The sequence below is a fragment of the Actinosynnema sp. NPDC004786 genome (assembly GCF_053601135.1).
Map to the genome: position 1 here is coordinate 109,771 of NZ_JBSGBG010000022.1, position 22,847 is coordinate 132,617.

General features: G+C 72.8%; 20 protein-coding genes. 13 read left to right on the forward strand and 7 right to left on the reverse strand.

Going from position 1 to position 22,847, the window contains the following annotated elements; translation table 11 throughout:
• Positions 1–76 precede the first annotated feature (76 nt).
• Complete coding sequence (locus ACWEFJ_RS21250; RefSeq protein WP_378084055.1) at positions 77–814, forward strand: LolA-like protein; 738 nt, start codon at positions 77–79, stop codon at positions 812–814.
• Here the strand turns inward: ACWEFJ_RS21250 and ACWEFJ_RS21255 are convergent.
• The 4 genes from ACWEFJ_RS21255 to ACWEFJ_RS21270 all read right to left on the reverse strand — a co-directional run bounded on the left by ACWEFJ_RS21255 (position 811) and on the right by ACWEFJ_RS21270 (position 7,746).
• On the reverse strand, positions 811–3,762 hold the full coding sequence (locus ACWEFJ_RS21255; protein ID WP_378084057.1) for a helix-turn-helix transcriptional regulator: 2,952 nt from the start codon (positions 3,760–3,762) through the stop codon (positions 811–813). The genes ACWEFJ_RS21250 and ACWEFJ_RS21255 overlap by 4 nt on opposite strands.
• Before the next feature lie 87 nt (positions 3,763–3,849).
• On the reverse strand, positions 3,850–4,062 hold the full coding sequence (locus ACWEFJ_RS21260) for a hypothetical protein (RefSeq protein WP_378084058.1): 213 nt from the start codon (positions 4,060–4,062) through the stop codon (positions 3,850–3,852).
• Positions 4,059–6,896, reverse strand: a complete 2,838-nt coding sequence (locus ACWEFJ_RS21265; RefSeq protein WP_378084059.1) for a type 2 lanthipeptide synthetase LanM family protein — start codon at positions 6,894–6,896, stop codon at positions 4,059–4,061. The genes ACWEFJ_RS21260 and ACWEFJ_RS21265 overlap by 4 nt, the downstream gene beginning before the upstream one ends.
• Positions 6,897–7,194: 298 nt before the next feature.
• Positions 7,195–7,746, reverse strand: coding sequence for a hypothetical protein (locus tag ACWEFJ_RS21270; protein WP_378084061.1), 552 nt, complete (start codon positions 7,744–7,746; stop codon positions 7,195–7,197).
• An 81-nt stretch (positions 7,747–7,827) separates the two neighbouring features.
• On the opposite strand from ACWEFJ_RS21270, the gene ACWEFJ_RS21275 reads away from it, so the two are divergent.
• The 6 genes from ACWEFJ_RS21275 (at position 7,828) to ACWEFJ_RS21300 (ending at position 14,172) form a co-directional block, all read left to right on the forward strand.
• Entirely contained in the window at positions 7,828–8,370 is a 543-nt protein-coding gene (locus ACWEFJ_RS21275) for an enoyl-CoA hydratase/isomerase family protein (RefSeq protein WP_378084062.1), read from the forward strand.
• Positions 8,367–9,368, forward strand: a complete 1,002-nt coding sequence (locus tag ACWEFJ_RS21280; RefSeq protein WP_378084064.1) for a LacI family DNA-binding transcriptional regulator — start codon at positions 8,367–8,369, stop codon at positions 9,366–9,368. Before ACWEFJ_RS21275 ends, ACWEFJ_RS21280 begins: the two co-directional genes overlap by 4 nt.
• Before the next feature lie 195 nt (positions 9,369–9,563).
• On the forward strand, positions 9,564–10,922 hold the full coding sequence (locus tag ACWEFJ_RS21285; RefSeq protein WP_449714781.1) for an ABC transporter substrate-binding protein: 1,359 nt from the start codon (positions 9,564–9,566) through the stop codon (positions 10,920–10,922).
• The gene (locus ACWEFJ_RS21290; protein ID WP_378084068.1) at positions 10,922–11,791 is read left to right on the forward strand and encodes a carbohydrate ABC transporter permease; all 870 of its coding nucleotides are present in this window, start codon (positions 10,922–10,924) and stop codon (positions 11,789–11,791) included. Before ACWEFJ_RS21285 ends, ACWEFJ_RS21290 begins: the two co-directional genes overlap by 1 nt.
• Positions 11,788–12,627 (forward strand): carbohydrate ABC transporter permease, encoded by an 840-nt coding sequence (locus ACWEFJ_RS21295; RefSeq protein ID WP_378084070.1) that lies wholly within the window; start codon positions 11,788–11,790, stop codon positions 12,625–12,627. The genes ACWEFJ_RS21290 and ACWEFJ_RS21295 overlap by 4 nt, the downstream gene beginning before the upstream one ends.
• Positions 12,628–12,651: 24 nt before the next feature.
• A complete protein-coding gene (locus ACWEFJ_RS21300; protein ID WP_378084072.1) occupies positions 12,652–14,172 on the forward strand; it encodes a glycoside hydrolase family 13 protein in 1,521 nt (506 codons plus the stop codon).
• Here ACWEFJ_RS21300 and ACWEFJ_RS21305 read toward each other — a convergent pair.
• Positions 14,156–14,653 (reverse strand): MarR family winged helix-turn-helix transcriptional regulator, encoded by a 498-nt coding sequence (locus ACWEFJ_RS21305; RefSeq protein WP_449714782.1) that lies wholly within the window; start codon positions 14,651–14,653, stop codon positions 14,156–14,158. The two genes, ACWEFJ_RS21300 and ACWEFJ_RS21305, sit on opposite strands and share 17 nt — an antisense overlap.
• 110 nt (positions 14,654–14,763) lie before the next feature.
• Between ACWEFJ_RS21305 and ACWEFJ_RS21310 the strand changes: the two genes are divergently transcribed.
• The 6 genes from ACWEFJ_RS21310 (at position 14,764) to ACWEFJ_RS21335 (ending at position 21,184) form a co-directional block, all read left to right on the forward strand.
• Positions 14,764–15,825 (forward strand): alkene reductase, encoded by a 1,062-nt coding sequence (locus tag ACWEFJ_RS21310; RefSeq protein WP_378084075.1) that lies wholly within the window; start codon positions 14,764–14,766, stop codon positions 15,823–15,825.
• Between the two features lie 419 nt (positions 15,826–16,244).
• On the forward strand, positions 16,245–17,006 hold the full coding sequence (locus tag ACWEFJ_RS21315; protein ID WP_378084076.1) for a DeoR/GlpR family DNA-binding transcription regulator: 762 nt from the start codon (positions 16,245–16,247) through the stop codon (positions 17,004–17,006).
• 69 nt (positions 17,007–17,075) lie between these two features.
• The gene (locus ACWEFJ_RS21320) at positions 17,076–18,419 is read left to right on the forward strand and encodes an ABC transporter substrate-binding protein (protein ID WP_378084078.1); all 1,344 of its coding nucleotides are present in this window, start codon (positions 17,076–17,078) and stop codon (positions 18,417–18,419) included.
• A 40-nt stretch (positions 18,420–18,459) separates the two neighbouring features.
• A complete protein-coding gene (locus ACWEFJ_RS21325) occupies positions 18,460–19,401 on the forward strand; it encodes a carbohydrate ABC transporter permease (RefSeq protein ID WP_449714787.1) in 942 nt (313 codons plus the stop codon).
• Entirely contained in the window at positions 19,398–20,198 is an 801-nt protein-coding gene (locus ACWEFJ_RS21330) for a carbohydrate ABC transporter permease (RefSeq protein ID WP_378084079.1), read from the forward strand. Before ACWEFJ_RS21325 ends, ACWEFJ_RS21330 begins: the two co-directional genes overlap by 4 nt.
• Positions 20,195–21,184, forward strand: a complete 990-nt coding sequence (locus ACWEFJ_RS21335; protein WP_449714783.1) for a zinc-dependent alcohol dehydrogenase family protein — start codon at positions 20,195–20,197, stop codon at positions 21,182–21,184. Before ACWEFJ_RS21330 ends, ACWEFJ_RS21335 begins: the two co-directional genes overlap by 4 nt.
• A gap of 66 nt (positions 21,185–21,250) precedes the next feature.
• Here the strand turns inward: ACWEFJ_RS21335 and ACWEFJ_RS21340 are convergent, their stop codons facing one another.
• Together ACWEFJ_RS21340 and ACWEFJ_RS21345 are read right to left on the reverse strand one after the other, a co-directional pair.
• Positions 21,251–21,913: a hypothetical protein gene (locus tag ACWEFJ_RS21340; protein ID WP_449714784.1), complete on the reverse strand. Its 663-nt coding sequence runs from the start codon at positions 21,911–21,913 to the stop codon at positions 21,251–21,253.
• 239 nt (positions 21,914–22,152) lie between these two features.
• A complete protein-coding gene (locus tag ACWEFJ_RS21345; RefSeq protein ID WP_449714785.1) occupies positions 22,153–22,704 on the reverse strand; it encodes a snapalysin family zinc-dependent metalloprotease in 552 nt (183 codons plus the stop codon).
• Positions 22,705–22,847: the final 143 nt, after the last annotated feature.

Here is a 22,847-nt window from a genome sequence, read left to right on the forward strand (position 1 = left end):
GCACTTTCCGGGTTCGCACTCCTTATCCGCCGCCGGTGCGGGAGTATGGCGGTGTTCACCGTCCGCGGGGGGAGTCATGCGCAGGTCCGTCGTCGCTCTGGTGCTGGTCGCGGTGGCGGTGGTGGCGGGCTGCGCGGAGCGGACCGGCCTGCCCGCGCCGACCCTCGGCCCGGTGGTGGAGGACGGCGCGACGCTGCTCGCCGGCCTGGCCGCCCGGTCCGCCGAGCAGCGGTCCGTGGGGGTGGAGGCGGAGACGACCCTGTCCGGGCTGCGCGTGACGCTGTCCGGCGGCCTGCTGCGCACCCGCGAGGGCACGCTGGTGTCGCTGCGGCAGGGTTCGGACACCGAGGTGGTCGTGCTCGCCGACGCCGGCTACTCCCGCACCGGCGACGGCGCGTGGACGAGGCTCGACCTGACCGACCGCGCGCCCGTGCGGGTGGACACCACGGTGGCCGGCCTGACCGACGAGGTGGACCCGGCGTCGGTGGTGGAGTCCCTGGCCGGCAGCCTGCTCGTGGAGACGGGCGACGACCGGGTGGACGACGTGGCGACCCACCGGTACACGCTGCTGGTCGACCTGCGGGCGCAGGCCGAGCGCACCGTCGACAGCTCCCGGCGCGGCCGGCTGCTGGCGGCCTACGAGTCGGGCTTCACCGCGTCCGCGACCGTCTGGGTGGGGCCGGGCGACCTGCCGGTGCGGGTGGAGCAGGTGCTGAAGACGTTGGAGGGCAACGACTTCCAGCGCACCGTCCACCGGTTCGCCGACTGGAACGCCGACATCCGCGTGACCGCGCCGACCTCGCCGGGGCGCTAGGGCCGGTCGGCGGGTCCCAGCGACGCCGCGAACGCGCTCAGCGACTCCCGGTCCGGCTGCGCGGTCTTCGTGATCAGGCTCGCCACGTGCTTCTCCACCGTGCGCGGCGAGATGTGCAGCCGGGTGGCGATCGCCTTGTTCCCCAGCCGGCCCGCCAGGAGCCGGAACACCTCGAACTCGCGCACCGTCACGCCCAGCGCCCGCAGCTCGCGCGGCACCTGGTCGGACCCCGTCCGCCGCTGCGGCACGGTCGCGCCGACCTGCCGCAGCAGCCCGCGGCACGCGCTGGCCACGGCCGCGTGACCGGCCTGGTGGAAGTACTCCTCCGCGCCGCGCAGCCACCCGACCGGCTCGCCCCACCCGTCCGCCACGGCGGCCTCGGCCACCAGCCGCAGCCCGAGGTTGCGCGCCAGCGGGTAGATCGCCGCCGCCTCGCGGGCCGCCCGGACCGCCTGCGCCGCCTCCGCCTCCCGGCCGTGCCTGCCCAGCACCACGGCCAGCGCGAACTGCGCGAACACCCGGTTCCAGCGCATCCGCGCCGCCGCCGACCGCGTCACGTCCAGGTAGGCGTCCACGTCCGACGCGCCGGCCAGCGCGTCCAGCAGCAGCCGCAGCCCGTGCCGGCCCGCCAGGTGGAACACCGTCGGCGTCTGCGCCTCGAACGCGATGGCCCGCGCCAGGTCCTGCTCGGCCGCCGCCCGGTCCTCCTCCAGCAACGCGCAGAACGCCCGCGCGAGCCCGTGGCACAGCGGTCGCTCCTGCGAGCCGCCGCCCGCCGCCTCGAACTCCTCGATGGCGGCCTCCATCTCGGCCCGCCTGCCCTGGTGCGCCGCGGCGGTGGCCCGCGCCATCAACCCGTAGGTGGTCAGGTTCCGCAGCTGGAGCCGGCGGGTGTCCGCGACGGTGCGCGCGAGCCGGTCCGCCGCGTCCGCGTACTGCCCGCGCAGCACGGCGTCCAGCCCGAGGATCGCGTCCACGTTGTAGGCCACGCTGATCGCGCCGATGAGCAGCGCCTCCTCGCGCGCGTCCGCCAGCTCGCCCGACGTGCCCTCGGCCAGCCAGTCCAGGCCGCCCTGCCGGATCACCGCGTACACCCGCTGGATCGGCAGCCCGTGCTCCTCGGCCAGCGCCCGCGCCCGGTGGAAGCACTCGGTCGCCTCGGCCAGGTCGCGGTCGCGGGCCAGCACGCCGAGCAGCTGCCACGTCTCGCAGCCGACCTCGGGCAGCGGCACCCGCTTGGCCGCGTCGGCCGCGCGGCGGGCCAGGAACTCGGCCGAGGCGATCCGGTCGGGCGCGTCCACGTTCAACGTCAGGAACGCGGCCACCGCGTCGAGCCGCGCGGTGTGCTCGTCGGTCGCGTCCGCGCCGAGCAGCGCCCGCGCCGTCTCCACGTGCGCCATGCCGTCGGTCCACCGGCCCGCGGTGTTGGCCACCTGCGCCAGCTTGGTGTGCAGCTCGGCCCGCCGGACCCGGCCGAGCCCGGCCGCGCTGAGCTCGGTCACCGCGTCGACCAGCGCGAACGCCCGCTCGAACTGGCCCGCCTCGGCCAGCGCGGGAAGCAGCGAGTCGAGCACGTCGGCGCGGATCGACACGTCGACCTGGCTGGCCAGCAGCCGGTGCGCGTGGTCGAGCAGCCGCACCGCCGACCCGGCCGCTCCGTCGGCCAGCGCCCGCCTGCCCGCCTCGGCCAGCAGCGTGCCCGCCTCGGCCGTCTGCCCGGCGTCCAGCCGCAGCGACGCCACCAGCGCCCGCCACTCGCCGTGCAGGCCGGGGTGCAGCTCCTGCACCGCGTCGGCGGTCCGCCGGGCGAGTTCGGCCCGGTGCGGCGGGGGCAGCTGGGCGAGCAGCGCCTCGGCGGTCAGCGGGTGCCGGAACGCGTACCAGTCCGGCACCGGCTCGTCCGGCGTGACCAGCTGCGCCGCCACCCCGGCGTGCAGGTGCGACAGCAGGCCCCGGTCGTCCATCCCGGTCACCCGCCGCAGCACCGACAGCGGGAACCGGTGGCCCAGCACGGCCGCCACCGACAGCACCTCGCGGCCCTGCGGCCCGAGCCGGTCCGTGCGGTGCGCGATCGACCGCACCAGGGCCGACGGCACGTCGATGCGCAGCTCGCCGAGCACCTGCCAGCCACCCGGACCGCGCACCAGCAGCCCGCCGTTGACCAGGCCGTGCAGCATCTCCTCGACCACGAACGGGTTGCCCGCGCTGTCGGCCCACAGCCGCTGCACCACCTCGGCGGGCACCTCGTGGTCCTCCGCCTCCAGGCACAGCCCGACCATCCGGCGCACCTGCCACTCGTCCAACCGGCGCAGCTCCAGCAGCACGCCCGCCTGCCGCTGGGCGGCCAGCCGGACCACGTCGAGCGCCGGGCCGGGGTCGGCGCGGGCGGTCACCAGCAGCGCGGCGGGCGCCTGGTCGAGGTTGTCCACCAGGTAGTCCACGACGGCCAACGTCTCGGCGTCGGCGTCGTGCAGGTCCTCCAGCACCACCAGGCACGGCTGCTTGCGGCCGACCGCGGCCAGCAGCCGCAGCACCGCCTCGGCGAGCACCAGCACCGAGTGCGCCGGGCGCTGCTCCTCGGGACCACCCGCCTCGGCGCTCCACTGCGCCGGGTGCCACTCGGGCACCAGCCTGCCCAGCGCCCGCTGGTACGGGCCCAGTTCCCGCAGGTCGGGGCCGTCCCCGCCGCGCAGCAGCGACATCAGCGCCTCGGCCAGCGGCCGGAACGGCACGATCGGCCCGATGGTGCTGCCGCGACCGCGCAGCACGCGCATGCCGCGGTCGAAGGCGGCGGAGGCGGCGGAGCGCGCCAAGCGGGTCTTCCCGATGCCCGGCTCGCCGACGAGGAACACGGCCCGGCCCCGGTGGCGGGCCGCGTCGGCGAGCAGTCGCTCGAGCACCTGGAGTTCTTCGTCGCGGCCGACCACGACCGGCGCGCGGGTGTGCATGGGGCGACCTTAGTCAAGCCGATCGGGCGCATGCCAAACTGCCCGCACCCCCAGTGCGGGCGGGCAGTTCGGCGGCGGAGCGCGGCGCTACAGCGTGAGGCCGGGCGCGCTCACGGTGGTCATGCTGGACTCGCTCACGGCGACCGCGGCGTACGCGCCGACGGCCAGGGTCAGGCCGGCCAGCGCGCGGGCGCGGGCGCCGGCCTTGGTCCTGCGGGACAGCGCCATCTCGCCGGCGGGGTGGTCGCCGTCCCGGGCTTCGCTCCAGGTGGTGACCTCGTCGCGGTTGGCGTCGTTCATCGGGTGTTCTCCTCGGGGGTGTTGATGTCGTGCGTGGAACCGAGCAGGAGCACGGACGGCACCTGGTCGGGGAAACCGAGGCGGAGCAGGCCGTAGCCGATGCCCGAGAGCCCCGTGAGCAGACCGGCCGACGGCACGCCGTCGGGCGTGCCGCAGCGCGCCCCGTACTGCTCCAGCGCGCCGAGGACGAGCCCGGCCCGCCGGGTCTGCGCGGCCGCGGCCAGACCGTGCCCGCGTTCCGCGAGGACGGTCAGCGCCTCGACCACGCCCAGCTCGCCGTGGCACAGGCTCAGGTCTCGCAACGGTTCGTGCACCGCCAGGGCGTTCAGGCACCGGTCGAGGTGCAGGGTGTGCGCGTCGACCGGCAGGCCGGGGTGCGCGCAGTGCGCGAGCACCGCGCCCGACAGCCCGGAGCACCAGCTGTGGTCGGCTTCGGTCACGTCGAGCAGCCGCTGCCGCAGCCCGTGGTCGGACCGCAGGTTCGCGCGGCCGACCACACCGTAGCGGTCGTCGCCGACGGCGCGCGCGTAGCGCAGCAACGCCCAGCCGACGCCCGCCCGGCCGCGGGCGAAGCCGTCGCCGCCCGCGCCCGCCGTGAGCAGCCGGTCGGCGTAGGCGCGGGCCAGCCGCCCCGCCGAGGCCAGACCGGTCTCCCGGCGCACCGCGAGCATCGCGGCCAGCCCGCCGGCGCAGCCCTCGACCACGTTCGCCGGGTCCTCGCCGACCGCCTCCACCGCGGTCGCGACGTCCACCGCGGTGCGCAGCCAGCCCCGGATGTCGTCGTCGTCCAGCAGGTTCGCCAGCCGCGCCAACGCGTAGCAGACACCGCCGAGGCCGTGGAACGCGCCGCTGCCCACGGCCGCCGCCAGCTCGGTGTCCTCGGCGAACGCGGCCAGCAGGTCCGGGATCGGCGCGAGCGCGTCGCGCGCGTACTCGGTGTACCGGGCGGCGCCGGTGAGCCGGCCGAGCTGCGCCAGGAACAACGCGACGCCGGTGTAGCCGTTGGACAGGCCCGCGCCCATCGCGGACACCGCCCAGTGCCGGTCGTCCACCAGCTCCAGGCCGACCCAGTTGACCCGGCCGGCGGCGGTCGCGGCGTGCGCGAGCACCTCGTCGGCCACCCCGCACGCGGCCACCAGGAGCCGTTGCGGGTCGGGGACGCACGCCTCGACCGGCGCGGCCACCCCGGGACCGGTGCGGTGGTCCACGGGCCGGGGCCGGGTGGCCAGCCCGGCGCTGATCAGCCACTGCTGGTCGTGCCGGTCCACCTCGTCCAGCGCGGCGATTTTGGCCGTGACCGCGTCCAGCGCGGACGCCGGCAGCAGGTCGGGCAGGCGCTGCCCGGTCGAGGTCCACACGTCGCGGCTGCCCGGCCGGGTGGTGAACATCGGCACGTCGCCCGCCCACAGGTCGCGCATCTCGTGCGGCACCAGGGCGCGCAGCACCTCGTCGCCCTCGGCGTCGTCCCACAGCACGTCGAGGACGTCCTGGCGGGCCGCCGCGCCGCCGAGCGCGTCGGGGTGCGTCGACTCGTCCAGCGCCGTCGCGTAGAGCTGGGTCATCCGCGGCACGAACCGCACCGGCAGGTCGGCGAACGCGGCGAGCAGCCCGTCCGGGCCGAGCAGGTCGGCGCGGTGGTCGTACAGCGCGTCGTAGCCCAGCCGGAACCCGGCCAGCAGCGCGCCCCGGTAGTCGGCGGGCTCGGCCTCGCGGCCGTCCACCACGGGCCGGTTGTGGGCCGGCGGCAGCGGGGCGGGCCTGCGCACCAGCCGCATCCGGTCGGTGCCGGGGTGCAGCCAGGCCACGCCGTCGGCCGGGAGCCGGTCGCCGTGGTCGCCGCCCAGGCCGCCGACGTCCAACGCGCCGTGCTCGCCCAGCAGCACGCGCGGCAGCACGGCGGTGCGGTGCACGGACCGGGCCAGCGCCCGGACCGCGGGGTCCGCCGGCAGCCCGACCGTCGGGTGGAACAGCGTCTCCACGTCCACCAGCACCGGCTGGTCGCCCGCCGCGACCAGGTTCTCGTAGTGCATGTCGGTGCCGTCCACCGCGTACAGCAGCGCGAGCAGCGCGCCGAGCCGCTGGTAGAACCGGCCGACCTCGGTCACGTCGGCGCACGGGCGGTGCGCCACGAACTCCAGCCACCCGTACCCGGGCCGGCCGAGCACGCGCGGCAGCCGCAGGTCCAGGCGCGTGTGCCCGTCGAACCAGGCCAGGAGGTCCGCGAACGCCCCGTGCAGCGCCACCGGCCGCGGCTTGTAGACCACCTTGCGGCCGTCGGCGAAGGTCAGCACGGCGACCGAGCGCCCGCGGGCGTGCGGGTCGCCGCGACCGGTCTCGACGCGGGCGACCGGGCCGGGGTCGCGGCCGTCCAGCAGCGCCCGCACGATCTCCGGCCGGTCGTCGGCGAACCGGTCCAGCAGCTCCCGGTGCGCCTCGGCGGCGTGCAGGCAGGTCTGGCCGAGCAGCCGGGCCAGCACCGGGTACCGGGCGAACAGCGCGGGCAGGTCGACGTGCCGGATGAAGTCGGCGAACCGCTCCTGGGGCGTGTCGCCCGCCAGCCGCCCGCCGACCCGCTGGAGGTTCAGCTCCAGCACGAGGGTGCGGGCCGCGATGCGGGCCAGCCGCCGGCCGAGGGCGCGGGTGAAGTCCGCGTCCAGGCGGGGGTCGAGCGCCGCGGTCGCGCGCACCAGGGGTCTCAGGGCGCAGGCGAACGCCTCGTCCCAGCTGCCGCCGGTGAAGTCTGCACGGGCCGCGGTCGTGGTGGCGCGTTCCACGAACGCGGCCCATGAGGGCCGTCCACGGGGGACGACCAGTTCCTGGGGGTTCCCGCGCACGCCGCTGACCCACCAGGCTGCTGGCGGCCGTTCCACGGCGGAGGGAAACATGCCGCACAACGTGTCATGGGGGCGCGTGGCGCACATGGGGGTCGTGCCCCCAGATTTGCGGTCGGCGGGGTACGGGGCCGCACATGTGCGGAGACGGCTCCGCCGCAGGTCACCAGCACACTTCCGGCCGGTTAACGGACCGCTGCGCCGGGGTGTTGCGCCCGGCCGCGGGCGACGGGACCGCCTCACGCCGACCGGGTGCGGCGGGACGCGACGGGGTCGGGGTGGCGCGGTGCGCGCCGGGTCGTCAGACGTCGCAGTTCTCGGCCTGGCCGGCGGCGGCGCGGAACTCGTCCGGCAGCGAGATCACGGACATCTTCTCCACCGCCTCGTTCATCACCGTGACGGCCTCCGTCATGTCCTGCATCACGGCGGAGAAGACGTCGGTGGTCAGCTCCGGCGCGGCGTCCACCGTCGACCTGGCCGAGACGAACTTGTCCCTGGCCCTGGTCAGCGGCTCGCTGATGACCTCGACGGCGGTGTCGGCGGCGGGGCTCGGGGCGGGGGTCAGGCCGTCCAGGTCGTGCAGCACGACGTTCAGCACGTCGACCACCCGGCCGAGCGAGTCGCTGACCGACTTCTTCGCCGCGGCCGGGTCGGTCTGGGTCTCGTCGAGCTTCACCCCGCCCGAGGCGACCATGTAGTTGGCCACCCCGCAGAAGTTGTCCATCCAGCGCACGACCTCGGGCTTCGCCGCCGCGACCGCCGACGTCGGGCCCGGCGTCGGCTCGCCCGCCACGGGCACCGCGCACCCGGTCAGGCCGGCCAACGCCACCGCAGCCACCCACCACCGCTTCACAGGGGATTTGTACCCTGCCGTCACTCGATGGAGGGGCGGAACATGACAACCGGGGGAATCCTCGGCCACGATGTTGCTCTCATGACCGTCTCACTCGAGGTGTCCGGCGGGATCGCGGTCATCCGGATCGACGGGCCGACGGACACCGTGCTCGCCGACGTGCGGGCCGTGCTGCCCTCGGTGGTCGACGCCCGCGCCGTCGTGCTCCTGGTCGAGCCCGGACTCGGCGCCGTCGACATCAAACGGCTGGTCCGGACGTCGGCGGCCCGGCGCGGAGCCCCCGCCGCCCCGCTGCGCGGCGTGCGGGACGAGGTCGCCAACCTGCCCGTGCCGGTGGTCGCGGCGATCGGCGGCTGCGCGTCCGGCGAGGTCGTGGAACTCGCGATGGCGTGCGACCGGCGGGTGCTGGCCTCCGACGGCGCCCTCGGCCGGGTGACAGGCTCCCGGGTGATCGGCGGTCACGTGCTGATGGCCCGCCGGGTCACCGCCGACGAGGCGCTGCGCACCGGGCTGGTGGACCGGGTGGTGCCGCCGTCGTCGGTGCTGCCGGCCGCCGTCGAACTCGCAAACGAATGCAAATCCACGCAAGCCGAGCGTAAATCCTGCCGTATAGTTGCTCCATGACGCAACGGCGGTTGGCGGAAGTGGCCGCGAAGGTCGGCGTGAGCGAGGCGACGGTCAGCCGGGTGCTGAACGGCAAGCCCGGCGTGTCCGAGGCGACGCGGTCGGCCGTCCTCACGGCCCTGGACGTGCTCGGGTACGAACGGCCGACCCAGCTGCGCGGCGAACGCGCCCGGCTGGTCGGTCTGGTGCTGCCGGAGCTGCAGAACCCGATCTTCCCGGCGTTCGCCGACGTGGTCGGCAACGCCCTCGCGCAACGCGGTTTCACCCCGGTGCTGTGCACCCGCACGGCCGGCGGCGTGACCGAGGCCGACTACCTGGAGCTGCTGTTCGAGCAGCACGTCTCCGGCGTGGTGTTCGCCGGCGGGCAGTACGCCCAGGCGGACGCCTCGCACGAGCACTACCGCCAGATGACCCGGCGCAAGCTGCCCGCCGTGCTGGTCAACGCCGCCATCGAGGACCTCGGCTTCCCGCGGGTGTCGTGCGACGACGCGGTGGCGGTGGAGCAGGCGTTCGGGCACCTGGTGGCGCTGGGCCACGTGCGGATCGGCGCGGTGCTCGGCCCGTCGGACCACGTGCCGTCGCGGCGCAAGCTCACCGCGCTCACGTCGTGCGCGGCGGCCGCCGGGGTGGAGCTGTTCGAGGAGCACGCCATGTTCTCCCTGGAGGGCGGGCAGGCCGCGGCGACCCGCCTGCTGCACCGCGGCGTGACCGCGATCGTGTGCGCGTCGGACCCGTTGGCGCTGGGCGCGGTGCGCGCCGTGCGGCGGCACGGGCTCAAGGTGCCGCACGACGTCTCCGTGGTCGGTTACGACGACTCGCCCCTCATGACCTGCACCGAACCTCCGCTGACCACGGTCCGCCAGCCGATCGAGGCGATGGGCCGCGCGGCCGTCGAACTCCTGGCGAACCAGATCTCCGGCACCCCCGTCCCCGACGAGGAGCTGCTCTTCGAGCCGGAGCTGGTGGTCCGCTCGTCCACCGCGCCCGCCCCGCGCTGACCGTCCGCCACCCCTTCCGCTGCCGTCCACCCGCCGGGTGGGCGGCAGTTTTCGTCTGCCCGTCTTCGAACGACCTCCTCGGCCCAGCTTACGACTTGATGTCGTGAAGTTGCGAGGTTTAGTAGACATCTTGCGCATCGGTGGTGGGGCGACTTACCGTGTGCGCCACACCACAGCCGAGAAGGGTCCGGTCCCATGAACTCATCCAGCCTCCGCAGAGCGGCGGGGTTGCTGCTGGCAGGCAGCCTGAGCCTGACCGCCGTCGCGTGCTCGCAAGCCGACGACAACGCCGCCGCCGGTGGCGGCAAGGTCACGCTGTCGGTCAACGGGCAGCCGCCGCAGACGCAGGCGTTCGAGCGCAAGATCTTCGACGAGGACGTGGCCGAGTTCGAGGCCGCCAACCCCGACATCGACATCGAGCCGCACGAGGGGTTCATGGACCCCAAGACGTTCTCCGCCAAGCTCGCCGGCGGCCAGCTCGAGGACGTCTTCTACGCGTACTTCACCGACCCGGCGAACCTCATCGCCCGCAGGCAGGCCGCGGACATCACCGAGTACGTCAAGGACCTGCCGAACTACGACGCCATCCGGCCCGAGCTGCGCGACGTCTTCGCCAAGGACGGCAAGGTCTACGGCGTCCCCACGGCCAACTACTCGATGGGCCTGATCTACAACCGCGCGCTGTTCACCGAGGCCGGCCTGAACCCCGACCAGCCGCCGAAGACCTGGGACGAGGTCCGCGAGGCCGCCAAGAAGATCACCGCGCTGGGGAACGGCAAGGTCGGCTTCGCCGAGTACAGCAAGAACAACCAGGGCGGCTGGCACTTCACCGCGTGGATGTACTCCGTCGGCGGGCGGATCGCGCGCCAGGAGGGCGACAAGTGGGTCGCCGACTTCAACAACGACAAGGGCCGTGAGGTGCTCCGGCGCCTCAAGGACATGCGCTGGACGGACAACACCATGGGCGAGAAGCAGTTGCTCGTCATCGAGGACGTCCAGCAGATGATGGGCGCGGGCCAGCTCGGCATGTACCTGGCCGCCCCGGACAACGTGCCGACCCTGGTCAACCAGTTCAAGGGCGACTACGCGAACTACGGCCTGACCGGCATCCCGGACGGCGAGGGGACGCTCATCGGCGGCGAGGGCTACATGATCAACCCGAAGGCGTCGCCGGAGAAGATCAAGGCCGGGCTGAAGTGGATCGGGTGGAAGTACCTCAACCCGGACCGGTTCGAGAAGAACCTCCAGCGGTACAAGGACCAGGGCCAGCCGATCGGCCTGCCCGTGCCGCCCGTCGCGGACATCTGGACCGGTGACATCGCAGCCAGGCAGACGCAGCTCAAGGAGAACCTGGCCACGGTGCCGGTGGCGAACTTCCGGTCCTACGTGGACGCCAGGCCCAAGGGCCTGATCGAGCCGCCCAACGCGCAGCAGGTCTACGCGATCCTCGACAACGTGATGCAGGCCGTGCTCACCAACCGCGACGCGGACCCCGGTCAGCTGCTGGCCGACGCGGAAGCCAAGGTGAACCCCGTCCTGGCCCAGGTCAAGTGATGCGCCGCCGCGTCGCGGAGAACCTGGCCGCGTACGGGTTCCTGTCCGCCGCGCTGGTCTGCTTCGCGGTGTTCTCCTGGTACCCCATCGCGCGCGGGGCCGTGCTGGGCTTCCAGCAGGTCGACTTCGTCACCGACCCCGCGTGGGTCGGCTGGGAGAACTTCGAACGCCTCTTCGCCGACCCCCTGTTCGCCACGGCGTGGCGCAACACCCTGCTGTTCACCGCGCTGGCCCTGGTGTTCGGCTTCGTGGTGCCGTTCGTGCTCGCGGTCGTGCTCAACGAGCTGCGCCACTTCAAGGCGTACTTCCGGCTCGTCGTGTACCTGCCCGTGATGCTGCCGCCGGTGGTGGCCGCGCTGATCTGGAAGTGGATGTACGACCCGGGGCCGGGCCTGCTCAACACCGCGTTGCGCGGGCTCGGGCTCCCGGGCGCGGCGTGGCTGGACAGCGCCGACACCTCGATGCTGTCGCTGGTGATCGTGTCGACGTGGGCCAACCTGGGCACCGCGACGCTGATCTACCTCGCCGCGTTGCAGGGCATCCCGGGCGACCTGTACGAGGCGGCCGAGCTGGACGGCGCGAACGTGCTGCGCAGGCTGTGGCACGTCACCGTCCCGCAGACCCGGTTCGTGCTGCTGGTGCTGCTGCTGTTGCAGGTCGTGGCGACCATGCAGGTGTTCACCGAGCCGTACGTGATGACCGGCGGCGGTCCGGAGGACTCCACCGTCACCGTGCTGCTCCTGCTGTACCGGTACGCCTTCTACTACAACGACTTCGGCACCGCGAGTGCCCTGAGCCTGTTGCTGCTGCTGGTGCTCGGCGCGTTCAGCGCCCTGTACCTGCGGGTGACGCGGAAGGCGGACGCGTGAGGACGCTGATCGCGCCGGGGCGCTCGCGCGTCGGCTACACCATCGCGCTCGTGGTCACCACCGTCGTGCTCACCGCGGTCTTCGTCGTGCCGCTGGTGTGGGTGGTGGTCTCGGCCATGAAACCGGCCGCGGAGCTGGCCCGCGTGCCGCCGACGGTGCTGCCGGAGACGTGGACGCCCGGCACGTACGCCGAGGCGTGGGACCTGATGGACCTCGGCCGGTACTTCCTCAACACGATCGTCGTCGCGGTCGGCACGTGGGCGGTGCAGCTCGCCGTGGACGTGCCCGCGGCGTACGCGCTGTCGCGGCTCAGGCCGGTGCTGGGCAAGGGGATCCTCGGCATGATGCTGGTGACCCTGATGATGCCCGCCGCGGTGCTGCTGGTGCCGACCTACCTGACCATCTCCGACCTCGGGTTGCTCAACAACCCGGTGTCGCTGTGGCTGCTCGGCGCGGCGAACGCGTTCACCGTGTTCCTGCTCAAGCGGTTCTTCGACCAGCTGCCGGTCGAGGTGCTGGAGGCGGCGCGGATCGACGGCGCCGGTCAGCTCACGATGCTGTGGCGGATCGTGCTGCCGCTGTCCCGGCCGATCCTCGCGGTCGTGTCCATCTTCGCGGTCGTGGCCGCCTGGAAGGACTTCATCTGGCCGCTGCTGGTGTTCTCCGACCCGGCGCGGCAGACGCTGAGCGTCGCGTTGCAGCGCTTCGCGCCCGACACACCGGTCAACCTGCTGCTGGCCGGCCTCGTGCTGTCCAGCGTGCCCGTGATCGGCCTGTTCCTGGTGTTCCAGCGGCACGTCCTGGCGGGGCTCACCGCCGGCAGCGTGAAGGGCTGACGCCATTACCGAGGGAGGATCCACATGAACTGGTGGCGCGGTGCGGCCATCTACCAGGTGTACCCGCGCAGCTTCGCCGACGGCAACGGCGACGGGATCGGCGACCTGGCGGGACTGCGCCAGAAGTTGCCCTACCTCGCCGAGTTGGGTGTGGACGCGATCTGGCTCAGCCCCTGGTACCCGTCGCCGCTGGCGGACGGCGGCTACGACGTCGCGGACTACCGCGACATCGAGCCGGTGTTCGGCACGCTCGTGGAGGCGGAGAAGCTGATCGGCGAGGCGCACGCGGTCGGCCTGCGGGTGATCATCGACATCGTGCCCAACCACTGCTCGGACCGGCACCCCTGGTTCCAGGAGGCGTTGCGGGGCGTGGGGCGGGACCGGTTCTGGTTCCACGAGGGCGACGAGCCGCCGAACGACTGGCGGTCCCGGTTCGGCGGGCCGGCGTGGAGCCAGGCCCCGGACGGCTCGTGGTACCTGCACCTCTACAGCCCCGAGCAGCCGGACCTGAACTGGACCAACCCCGAGGTGCGCGCGGAGTTCGAGTCGATCCTGCGGTTCTGGCTGGACCGGGGCGTGGACGGCTTCCGCATCGACGTGGCCGACGGCCTGGTCAAGGACTTCTCCAAGCCCGACGCCGAGCTGCCCTACTCCGACCAGGACGGCGTGCACGAGATCTACCGGTCCTGGCGGCGGGTGCTCGACGAGTACCCGGACGAGCGGGTGTTCGTCGGGGAGATGTGGCTGCCCGACCCGGAGCGGTTCGCCCGCTACCTGCGCCCGGACGAGCTGCACTCGGCGTTCAACTTCGACTTCCTGTGCTGCCCGTGGGAGCCCGGCGAGCTGCGGCGGGTCATCGACGCCACGCTGGCCGCGCACGCGCCGGTCGGCGCGCCGCCCACGTGGGTGCTGTCCAACCACGACGTGACGCGGCACGTGTCGCGGATGGGTCGGGAGGACACGTCGTTCGACTTCGGCCGGCGGCAGCACCTGACCCCGACGGACCTGGAGCTGGGCACGAAGCGGGCGCGTGCGGCGATCATGCTGACCACGTCGCTGCCCGGCTGCGTGTACGTCTACCAGGGGGAGGAGCTGGGGCTGGAGGAGGTGGACGACCTGCCCGACGAGCTGCGGGAGGACCCGGTGTGGGTGCGGTCCGGGCACACCGACCGCGGCCGGGACGGGTGCCGGGTGCCGATCCCGTGGGGCGACGACGGGCCGTCGTGGCTGCCGCGGCCGGCGCACTGGCGGTCGTTGTCGGTGGCCGCGCAGTCCGGCGACCCCGACTCGATGCTGGCGCACTACCGCGCCGTGCTGGCGTTGCGGCGGGCGGAGCCGTCGTTGGGCGACGGTCCGATGGAGTGGCTGGACCTGGGGCCCGACGTGGTGGCGTTCCGCCGCGGCGACGACTTCGCGTGCGTGCTCAACCTGTCCGCGGCGCCGGTCGCCCTGCCCCCGCACGACGCCGTGCTGCTGACCAGCGGGCCGCTCGTGGACGGCGCCGTGCCGACGGACACCGCCGCCTGGATCAGGCCGGCCCGGTAGCGGGCCGGTTCGCCCGGGCCGCCAGGTTGCACTCCAGCAGGCCGAGCACCCTCAGGGTCTCGGCCTGCTGGTCGTCGTCCAGGTCCCCGAGCGTGGCCTCTTCGAGCTGTTCCCACATGCGCTCCACCTCGCGGCGCAGCGCGTGACCCGCGGCGGTCGGTTCGACCAGCACCGCGCGGCCGTCGGTCGGGTCGGGGGCGCGGCGCACGAAGCCCGCGCGTTCCAGGCGCTGCACCGTGCGGGTCATGGTGGGGGAGTCGGAGCCGAGCACGCCGCACAGGTCGGCCTGCCGCTGCGCGCCGTGGTCCCACAGGTGCATCATCACCATCTCCTGGCCGGGATGCAGACCTGCCTGCCTGAGCAGCTGACCGGCGAGGAGGCGGTGCAGGCGGGCGACGCGGAAGATCGCGTGGCTGACCGGTCCGCGGCCGACAACCCCCGAGGCCGCCGGTGACGTGCTGTTTTCGCGTGTCCCGGCCATGTCTCGATTCTAGTGCGCCGGCGGGGTGAGGGTGGTCACAACGACTATGGGGAATCATCCGAGTTCGGATTGCTGTTCGGACAGCTAAACAGGGCACTCTGGAGGAAGCCATGAGCAGCGCGTTCGAGCCGTTGGACCTCGCCGGCACCAAGTTGGCCAACCGGATCGTGATGGCGCCGATGACCCGCAGCCGGGCGTACGGGACCGTGCCGACGCCGGTGATGGCGGAGTACTACGCGCAGCGGGCGAGCGCCGGGTTGATCATCACCGAGGGCATCCAGCCGTCCGTGGTCGGTCAGGGGTACCCGGACACCCCCGGGCTGCACAGCGCCGAGCAGGTCGAGGGCTGGCGCGGCGTCACGGAGGCGGTGCACGCGGCGGGCGGGCGGATCTTCGCGCAGCTCATGCACGGCGGCCGGATCGGCCACCCGGACGTGCTGCCGGGCGACCTGCACCCCGTGGGAGTGTCCGCGGTGCGCGCGGCCGGGCAGCTGTTCACCGGCAAGGGGATGAAGGACTACGTCACGCCGCGCGTGCTCACGGACGACGAGGTCGTGGCCACCATCGCCGACTACGCCACCGCCGCCCGCAACGCGGTCGAGGCCGGGTTCGACGGGGTCGAGCTGCACGGTGCCAACGGCTACCTGCCGCACCAGTTCCTGGCCGACAACACCAACCTGCGCGACGACCGGTGGGGCGGCTCGATCGAGAACCGCATCCGGTTCGTGGTCGAGGCGCTCCGCGCGATGTCGGACGCGATCGGCGCGCACCGCGTCGGCCTGCGGATCTCCCCGGCCGGTCGGTACAACGACATCGCCGAGGAGACGCACGACGAGCTGTACCCGGCGCTGGTCGACGCCATCGACCCGATCGGGTTGGCGTACCTGCACATCGGCGAGCAGGGAGAGCGGGCGCTGACCGCGGAGCTGCGCAAGCGCTTCTCCGGCGTGCTGATCCTGAACCCGTTGACGCCGGAGGGCTCGACCGGTCCGGAGCACCTGGCGCTGGTGGACGACGGCACCGCGGACGCGGTGAGCTTCGGCGCGCTGTTCCTGGCCAACCCGGACCTGCCCGCCCGCCTGGCGAACGGCGGCCCGTTCAACACGCCCGACCCGTCGTCGTTCTACGGCGGTGACGAGAAGGGCTACATCGACTACCCGGCCCTGACCTGAGCGTTGAACTCGGGGCACCGGAGCGTTCGACACACGCGACCCGAACGTACGACTCTCGCGCGAGTCCTACGTTCGGGTCGCGTGTGTCCTACGTCCAGGACACCCGAGTTGAACGTTCGGAACACGGCGACCGGCGATGGCCCGTGACGTGAACGTTGAACTCGGGTGTTCCGAACGTAGGACACACGCGTTCTGAACGTAGGACTCGCGCGTTGTGGAGGGAGGCACGCGGGAACGGGCGGTGGGGTGGGGGGATTCGGGCACGGATCCGGGGCGGTGTGCGCGTTCGGTCAGGGGAAGCGGGCGGAATCCGGGCATCGCCGACCGGGCTGTGGCGCTGGCCACACGAATTCGCCGGTGTTAAACCTGTTGCGCGGCCCGAACGGGCAGCGGCGGTCCGAGCGGGCACGGGAGGCGGCATGCGGGCGGACGAGCGCAAGCGTCGCATCCTGGCCCGCGCCCGCGCGGACGGCCGGGTCGACGTGGCCGAGATCGCGGCCGAGCTGGAGGTCGCGCCCGAGACCGTGCGCCGCGACCTGCGCGTGCTGGACGAGCACGGCCTGGTCCGCCGCACGCACGGCGGCGCGTTCCCGGTGGAGAGCGCCGGGTACGAGACCGGGCTGAAGTTCCGCTCCGCGTCCAGGGTGCCGGAGAAGCGGCGGATCGCCCGAGCCGCCGCCGACCGGCTCGGCGACGCCGAGACCGTGTTCGTCGACGAGGGCTACACGCCCCAGCTCGTGGCCGAGGCGCTGCCCACCGGCCGGCCGTTGACGGTGATCACCGCCTCGCTGCCGACCGCCGCCGCGCTGTCGGAGGTCCCGTCCACGACCGTGCTGCTCCTCGGCGGCCGGGTGCGGGGCCGCACGCTCGCCACGGTGGACCACTGGGCCACCCGCATGCTCGCCGAGATGGTGATCGACCTGGCCTACATCGGGGCGAACGGCATCTCCCGCGAGCACGGCCTCACCACGCCCGACCCGGCGGTCGGCGCGGTGAAGGCGCAGGCCATGGCCTCCTCACGCCGCCGCGTCTTCGTCGGCGTGCACACGAAGTTCGGCGTGGCGAGCTTCCACCGGTTCGGCGGCGTCGCCGACCTGGAGGCGGTCGTCACGGACTCCGTGCTGCCCGCGGGCGAGGCCCACCGCTACGCCCTGCTCGGACCGAAGGTCATCCGGGCCTGACCGCACCACCCACCGGAGACCCCCGACGCACCGGGGGTCCGGTTCCGCTCGCCCGAAGGAAGGCAGACGATGAAGTCATTCCGGTATGGCGGCCTGTTGGCCGCGGTGCTCCTGGCGACGACCGCGTGCGCCGGCGCGGGCGGCGGGGGCGGCGGCGGTGAGAACTCGATCAACGTCCTGATGGTGAACAACCCGCAGATGCAGGACCTGCGGGAGCTGACCGCCGAGCACTTCACCAAGGACACCGGCATCACGGTCAACTTCACCGTGCTGCCCGAGAACGACGTCCGCGACAAGATCAGCCAGGACTTCTCCAGCCAGGCGGGCCAGTACGACGTGGCCACGATCAGCAACTACGAGACCCCGATCTACGCCGCGAACGGCTGGCTCACACCGCTGGACGACCACGTCGCCGCGGACCCGGGCTTCGACCAGGACGACATCCTCGACCCGATCCGGCAGTCCCTGACCGCCGCCGACGGCAAGGTGTACGCCCAGCCGTTCTACGGCGAGTCGTCGTTCCTCATGTACCGCAAGGACGTGCTGGACGCGAAGGGCCTCACCATGCCCGAGCGGCCGACGTGGCAGCAGGTCGCCGACATCGCCGCCCGGGTCGACGGCGCGCAGCCCGGCATGAAGGGCATCTGCCTGCGCGGCCAACCCGGCTGGGGCCAGCTCATCGCCCCGCTGACGACCGTGGTCAACACCTTCGGCGGCACGTGGTTCACCGCCGACTGGCAGGCCCGGCTCAACGCGCCGGAGTTCAAGGAGGCCACCAAGTTCTACGTGGACCTGGTCCGCGCGCACGGCGAGGCGGGCGCGCCGCAGGCCGGGTTCGCCGAGTGCCTCAACAACATGACCCAGGGCAAGGTCGCCCTGTGGTACGACGCCACGGTCGCCGCGGGCCTGCTGGAGGCCGACGACTCGCCGGTGAAGGGCAAGCTGGGCTTCGCCCAGGCCCCCGTCGTGAAGACCGAGAGCTCCGCGTGGCTCTACACCTGGGCGTTCGGCATCCAGAAGGCCAGCACGAAGGCCCACAACGCCTGGAAGTTCGTGTCCTGGGCGTCCGGCAAGGGGTACGAGGAGCTGGTCGGCAAGACCCTCGGCTGGTCCAGGCTCCCCGACGGCAAGCGGAAGTCCACCTACCAGCGGCCCGAGTACCTGGCGGCCGGCGGCACGTTCGCCAAGCAGGCGGAGGCCGCCATCGCGAGCGCCAGGCCCACCGACCCCGGCGTGCAGGAACGGCCCGCGAGCGGGATCCAGTTCGTCGGCATCCCCGAGTTCACCGACCTCGGCACGCAGGTGTCGCAGCAGATCAGCGCCGCCATCGCCGGCTCCACCACGGTGGACGCCGCGCTCGACGCGAGCCAGGCGCTGGCCGAGGTCGTCGCCGCGAAGCACCGGGGGAAGTGATGGCGAACCCGACCCCGATCGGCAGGCTCCGGTGACCGCCGTGCGGGAGGCGGCGCACGCCGCGCCGACGCCGCCCCCGGCCCGGCCGCCGGCGACCCTGGCGGCGGCCGCCCGCTGGGCACGGCGCGCCCCGCTCCTGCCCGCCCTCGTCTTCACGATCGTGGTGACCCAGCTGCCCTTCGTCGCCACCCTGGTGATCTCGCTGATGCGGTGGAACTCGCTCGACCCCGCCAACCGGGGGTTCGCGGGCGTCGACAACTACACCGCCGTGTTCACCGACCCCGACCTGCGTGCGGCGATCGGCACGACGGTGGTGCTCACCGCCACCGTGGTGCTGGTCAGCCTGGCCCTCGGACTGGTGCTCGCGCTGCTGCTGGACCGCCGCTTCGCCGGGCGCGGCCTCGTGCGCACGATGCTCATCGCGCCGTTCCTGGTCGTGCCGGTCGCGGCCGCGCTGCTGTGGAAGCACGCGCTCTACAACCCGGAGTACGGCCTGCTCAACGGCGTGCTGACGTGGCTGTTCGGCGAGGACGCGCCGCAGCCGGAGTGGATCGGCGGCATGCCGCTGGTCGCGGTCGAGGCGGCGCTGGTGTGGCAGTGGACGCCGTTCATGATGCTGATCCTGCTGGCCGGTCTCCAGAGCCGCCCGCAGGACGCGGTCGAGGCCGCGCGCATCGACGGGGCGACGCCGTGGCAGGTGTTCCGCCACCTCACCCTGCCGCACCTGCGGCCGTACCTGGAGCTGGGCGCGCTGCTCGGCTCGATCTACATCGTGCAGAACTTCGACGCCGTCTTCACCATCACCTCCGGCGGCCTGGGCACGGCCAACCTGCCGTACACCATCTACCAGACCTTCTACCAGGCGCACGACTACGGCCAGGCGTCCGCCGCGGGCGTGGTCGTGGTGGTCGGCTCCATCGTCATCGCCACGTTCGCGTTGCGCGTGGTGTCGTCGCTGCTGCGCGAGGAGGTGCGGGCATGAGCCGGCTCCTGGGCCTGGCCGCGTGGGCGGCGGGCCTGCTGTTCTTCGCGCCGGTGGCGTGGATGGCGCTCACCTCGCTGCACCGCGAGACCGACGCGGCGACCAACCCGCCGTCGCTCGCCGCGCCGATCACGTTCGACGGCTACGCCGAGTTCTTCGACTCCGACCCGTGGCCGTCGCTGATCAACTCGTTGAGCGCGTCGGTCGGCTCGACGGCGCTCGTGCTGCTGCTGGCGATCCCGGCGGCCTACGCGCTGTCGATCAAGAAGGTCGAGAAGTGGTCGGACGTGCTGTTCTTCTTCCTGTCCACCAAGATGCTGCCCGTCGTGGCCGGGCTGCTGCCGGTCTACCTGGTCGCCCAGCACACCGGCATGCTCGACAACATCTCGTTCCTGGTCGTGCTCTACACGTCGATGAACCTGCCGATCGCGGTGTGGCTGATGCGCTCGTTCCTCGCCGAGGTGCCGGGCGAGATCCTGGAGGCCGCCGCGCTCGACGGCGCGGGCCTGGTCACCACGCTGCGCCGGGTCGTCGCGCCGGTCGCCATGCCGGGCATCGCCGCGACGTCGTTGATCTGCTTCATCTTCAGCTGGAACGAGCTGCTGTTCGCCCGCGTGCTGACCGGCGTGGTCGCGGGCACCGCGCCGGTCTACCTCACGGGGTTCGTCACCAGCCAGGGGTTGTTCCTGGCCAAGCTGTGCGCCGCCGCCGTGGTCGTGTCGCTGCCGGTGCTCGTCGCCGGGTTCGCCGCCCAGGACAAGCTGGTCCAGGGCCTGTCGCTGGGAGCCGTGAAGTGAGAGCAGCCGTCATCACCGGGGTCGGCGCGGTCGAGGTCGCCGAGGTGCCGGACCCGACGCCCGGCCCGCGCCAGGTCGTCGTGGACGTCGCGGCGTGCGGGCTGTGCGGCACGGACCTGCACATCCTGCAGGGCGAGTTCGCGCCCGCGCTGCCGGTCGTGCCCGGCCACGAGTTCGCGGGCGTGGTCGTGGAGGTCGGTTCGGCGGTGACGGAGGTGGCCGTCGGCGACCGGGTCGCGGTGGACCCCTCGCTGTACTGCCACGAGTGCCGGATGTGCCGGTCCGGGCGGGGCAACCTGTGCGAGCGGTGGGCCGCGATCGGCGTCACCACCGGCGGCGGCGCGGCCGAGTACGCGGTCGCGCCGGTGGCGAACTGCGTGCGGCTGCCCGACCACGTGCGCACCGAGGACGCGGCGCTGATCGAGCCCCTGTCGTGCGCGGTGCGCGGTTACGACGTGCTGCGCTCGCGGCTGGCCGACCGGGTGCTGATCTACGGCTCCGGCACGATGGGGCTGATGATGCTGCAGCTCGGCAAGCTGACCGGCGCGTCGTCCATCGAGGTGGTCGACCTGAACCCGGAGCGGCTGGCCACGGCCGAGCGGCTGGGCGTCACGGCCACCGCGGCGTCGCCCGACGAGCTGGACCGGCCCGAAGGGTGGGACGTCGTCATCGACGCCACCGGCAACGAGAAGGCGATCCAGGACGGGCTGGGACGCGTCGCCAAGGGCGGGACGTTCCTGCAGTTCGGCGTCGCCGACTACGCGGCGCGCGTGACCATCGACCCGTACCGCATCTACAACCAGGAGATCACCATCACCGGGTCGATGGCGGTGCTGCACTCGTTCGAACGGGCGGCCGACCTGTTCGCGGCGGGCGTGCTGGACCCGGAGGTGTTCATCAGCGACCGGCTGCCGCTGACCGACTACGCGGCCGCGTTGGCGCGGTTCCGGCAGGGGCAGGGGCGCAAGATCCAGGTGCTGCCGTAGGACACGGACACGGACACGGCTCGGCCCCGGTCACCGCGCTGGTGACCGGGGCCGAGCCGCGGGCACCTAGTTGTTCGCCGCGCGCTTGCGCAGCACGATCAGCACGGCCGCGCCGCCGCCGAGCAGCACCAGGCCGATCACCAGCGGGATCGCGATGCTCGCGCCCGTGCTGGCCAGCGCCTCGGTGTCACCGGCGGGCACGACGGCGGCCTCGGTGGTCGTGGTGACCGCCGAGGCGGACTCCGTCGTCGTCTCGACCGTCGTGGTGGTCGCCTCCACGGTCGTGGTCGTCGCCTCGACGGTGGTCGTCGTCGTGGTCGTGGTGGTGGTCGTCGTGGTCGGCGGGATGTTCTTCACGCACGCCGGCACCTCGTAGGTGCCGCGGACGGACCAGTTCTTGTCGTTCTGCTCGTCGATCGGGTCGTTCCACGCGACGACCTCGTAGGAGTACGTCAGGGCGACCGTGCTGTCCCGGACGTAGCTCTCCTTGAAGTTCTGGCCGAAGGTGGTGTTCTCGATCTCCTCGCCGTTGAGCGTGATCTTGACCGTGTTCTTCTTGGTCTCGTGCGCGTCGTAGTACTTCAGCTCGACGGACAGCTTGCTCTTCTCGCCCTCGCAGCCGGCGGAGAAGATCGGCGTGTGCGCGGAGGCGGGGACGGCGGCGAAGACGGTCGCGGCGACGGCGGCGGTGACTGCGCCGACCAGGGCGCCGACTCTGGCGAACTGCATGTGAGGGCTCCTGAGGGAAGGGCTGAGGAGAACGCGCGCCACCCTATCGGGGGGTTTGTAACAACACGATCCGGGGTTCGGTAACTACTTTCCGTTGTTCCGTGACCTCGCGCGGAGCCGGTGACGCGAGCTGTGGTCCTCTCCGGATGTGTGGTGTCCACTTCGACCGAGGTCGAAGTGGACACCGGGGCGACGCCGGGTGGCGCGGCGGTCCCGGACCACCGCGCCACCCGTCGCCGTCAGCCCCTCGCGTACACGCCGGCCGCGGGCACCGGAGCGCTGTAACCGCCCGCGAACAGCTGGTTCACCCGGTTCGCCTCCTGGGCGTTGGGGTAGGGGTTGCGGCAGGACGTGCCCGCGCTGCCGCCCGACATCAGGTACGAGCAGATGCCGTTGTACGTGTCCGGCAGGCCGAGGCCGTGGCCGATCTCGTGGGTCACGATCCGCAGCGCCGAGTTGCCCGCCGCCACGTCCCGCGAGTCGATGTAGATGGTGGCGCACCCGAGCCCGCAGGGGTAGGCCCGGGAACCGCCGCCGGTGGTCGCGTAGATCCGGATCGTGGCGCTGCCGCCGCGCACCATCCGCACGTTCGGCGCGCTGGAGTTCCAGATCTGCGCGGCCTGGTCGGCCTCCGCCGAGTAGCCGGACGCGCTGTAGTAGACGGTCCTGGCCAGGGCCGACGGCGGCGCGGTCGCCGCCGACGCCGACGCCGGGCCGACCAGGGCGGTGCCCACCAGCGCGATGGTCGTGAACAGCGCCCCGGACAGCAGGCGCAGCACTCTCTTCGTCACACGATCTCCTTCGGTGCAGGGTGAGGAGGTGTTCGTGTGTCACGACATTAAGTGATCAGTTCAAAATGAGCTGGCGTGTCGCCTTTACCTGTGGCGTCGGGCGTTCCAAGATCGCGGCGTGCGTGAGGAGGTCTTGACCGACG

Bases quoted from the DNA above. Each gene is read 5' to 3' on its own strand.
- ACWEFJ_RS21260 (WP_378084058.1), bottom strand. From the start codon at position 4,062: ATGAACGACGCCAACCGCGACGAGGTCACCACCTGGAGCGAAGCCCGG.
- ACWEFJ_RS21310 (WP_378084075.1), top strand. From the start codon at position 14,764: ATGAGCAGCGCGTTCGAGCCGTTGGACCTCGCCGGCACCAAGTTGGCC.
- ACWEFJ_RS21275 (WP_378084062.1), top strand. From the start codon at position 7,828: ATGACCGTCTCACTCGAGGTGTCCGGCGGGATCGCGGTCATCCGGATC.
- ACWEFJ_RS21320 (WP_378084078.1), top strand. From the start codon at position 17,076: ATGAAGTCATTCCGGTATGGCGGCCTGTTGGCCGCGGTGCTCCTGGCG.
- ACWEFJ_RS21290 (WP_378084068.1), top strand. From the start codon at position 10,922: ATGCGCCGCCGCGTCGCGGAGAACCTGGCCGCGTACGGGTTCCTGTCC.
- ACWEFJ_RS21285 (WP_449714781.1), top strand. From the start codon at position 9,564: ATGAACTCATCCAGCCTCCGCAGAGCGGCGGGGTTGCTGCTGGCAGGC.
- ACWEFJ_RS21340 (WP_449714784.1), bottom strand. From the start codon at position 21,913: ATGCAGTTCGCCAGAGTCGGCGCCCTGGTCGGCGCAGTCACCGCCGCC.
- ACWEFJ_RS21330 (WP_378084079.1), top strand. From the start codon at position 19,398: ATGAGCCGGCTCCTGGGCCTGGCCGCGTGGGCGGCGGGCCTGCTGTTC.
- ACWEFJ_RS21300 (WP_378084072.1), top strand. From the start codon at position 12,652: ATGAACTGGTGGCGCGGTGCGGCCATCTACCAGGTGTACCCGCGCAGC.
- ACWEFJ_RS21305 (WP_449714782.1), bottom strand. From the start codon at position 14,653: ATGGCCGGGACACGCGAAAACAGCACGTCACCGGCGGCCTCGGGGGTT.
- ACWEFJ_RS21250 (WP_378084055.1), top strand. From the start codon at position 77: ATGCGCAGGTCCGTCGTCGCTCTGGTGCTGGTCGCGGTGGCGGTGGTG.
- ACWEFJ_RS21315 (WP_378084076.1), top strand. From the start codon at position 16,245: ATGCGGGCGGACGAGCGCAAGCGTCGCATCCTGGCCCGCGCCCGCGCG.
- ACWEFJ_RS21280 (WP_378084064.1), top strand. From the start codon at position 8,367: ATGACGCAACGGCGGTTGGCGGAAGTGGCCGCGAAGGTCGGCGTGAGC.
- ACWEFJ_RS21255 (WP_378084057.1), bottom strand. From the start codon at position 3,762: ATGCACACCCGCGCGCCGGTCGTGGTCGGCCGCGACGAAGAACTCCAG.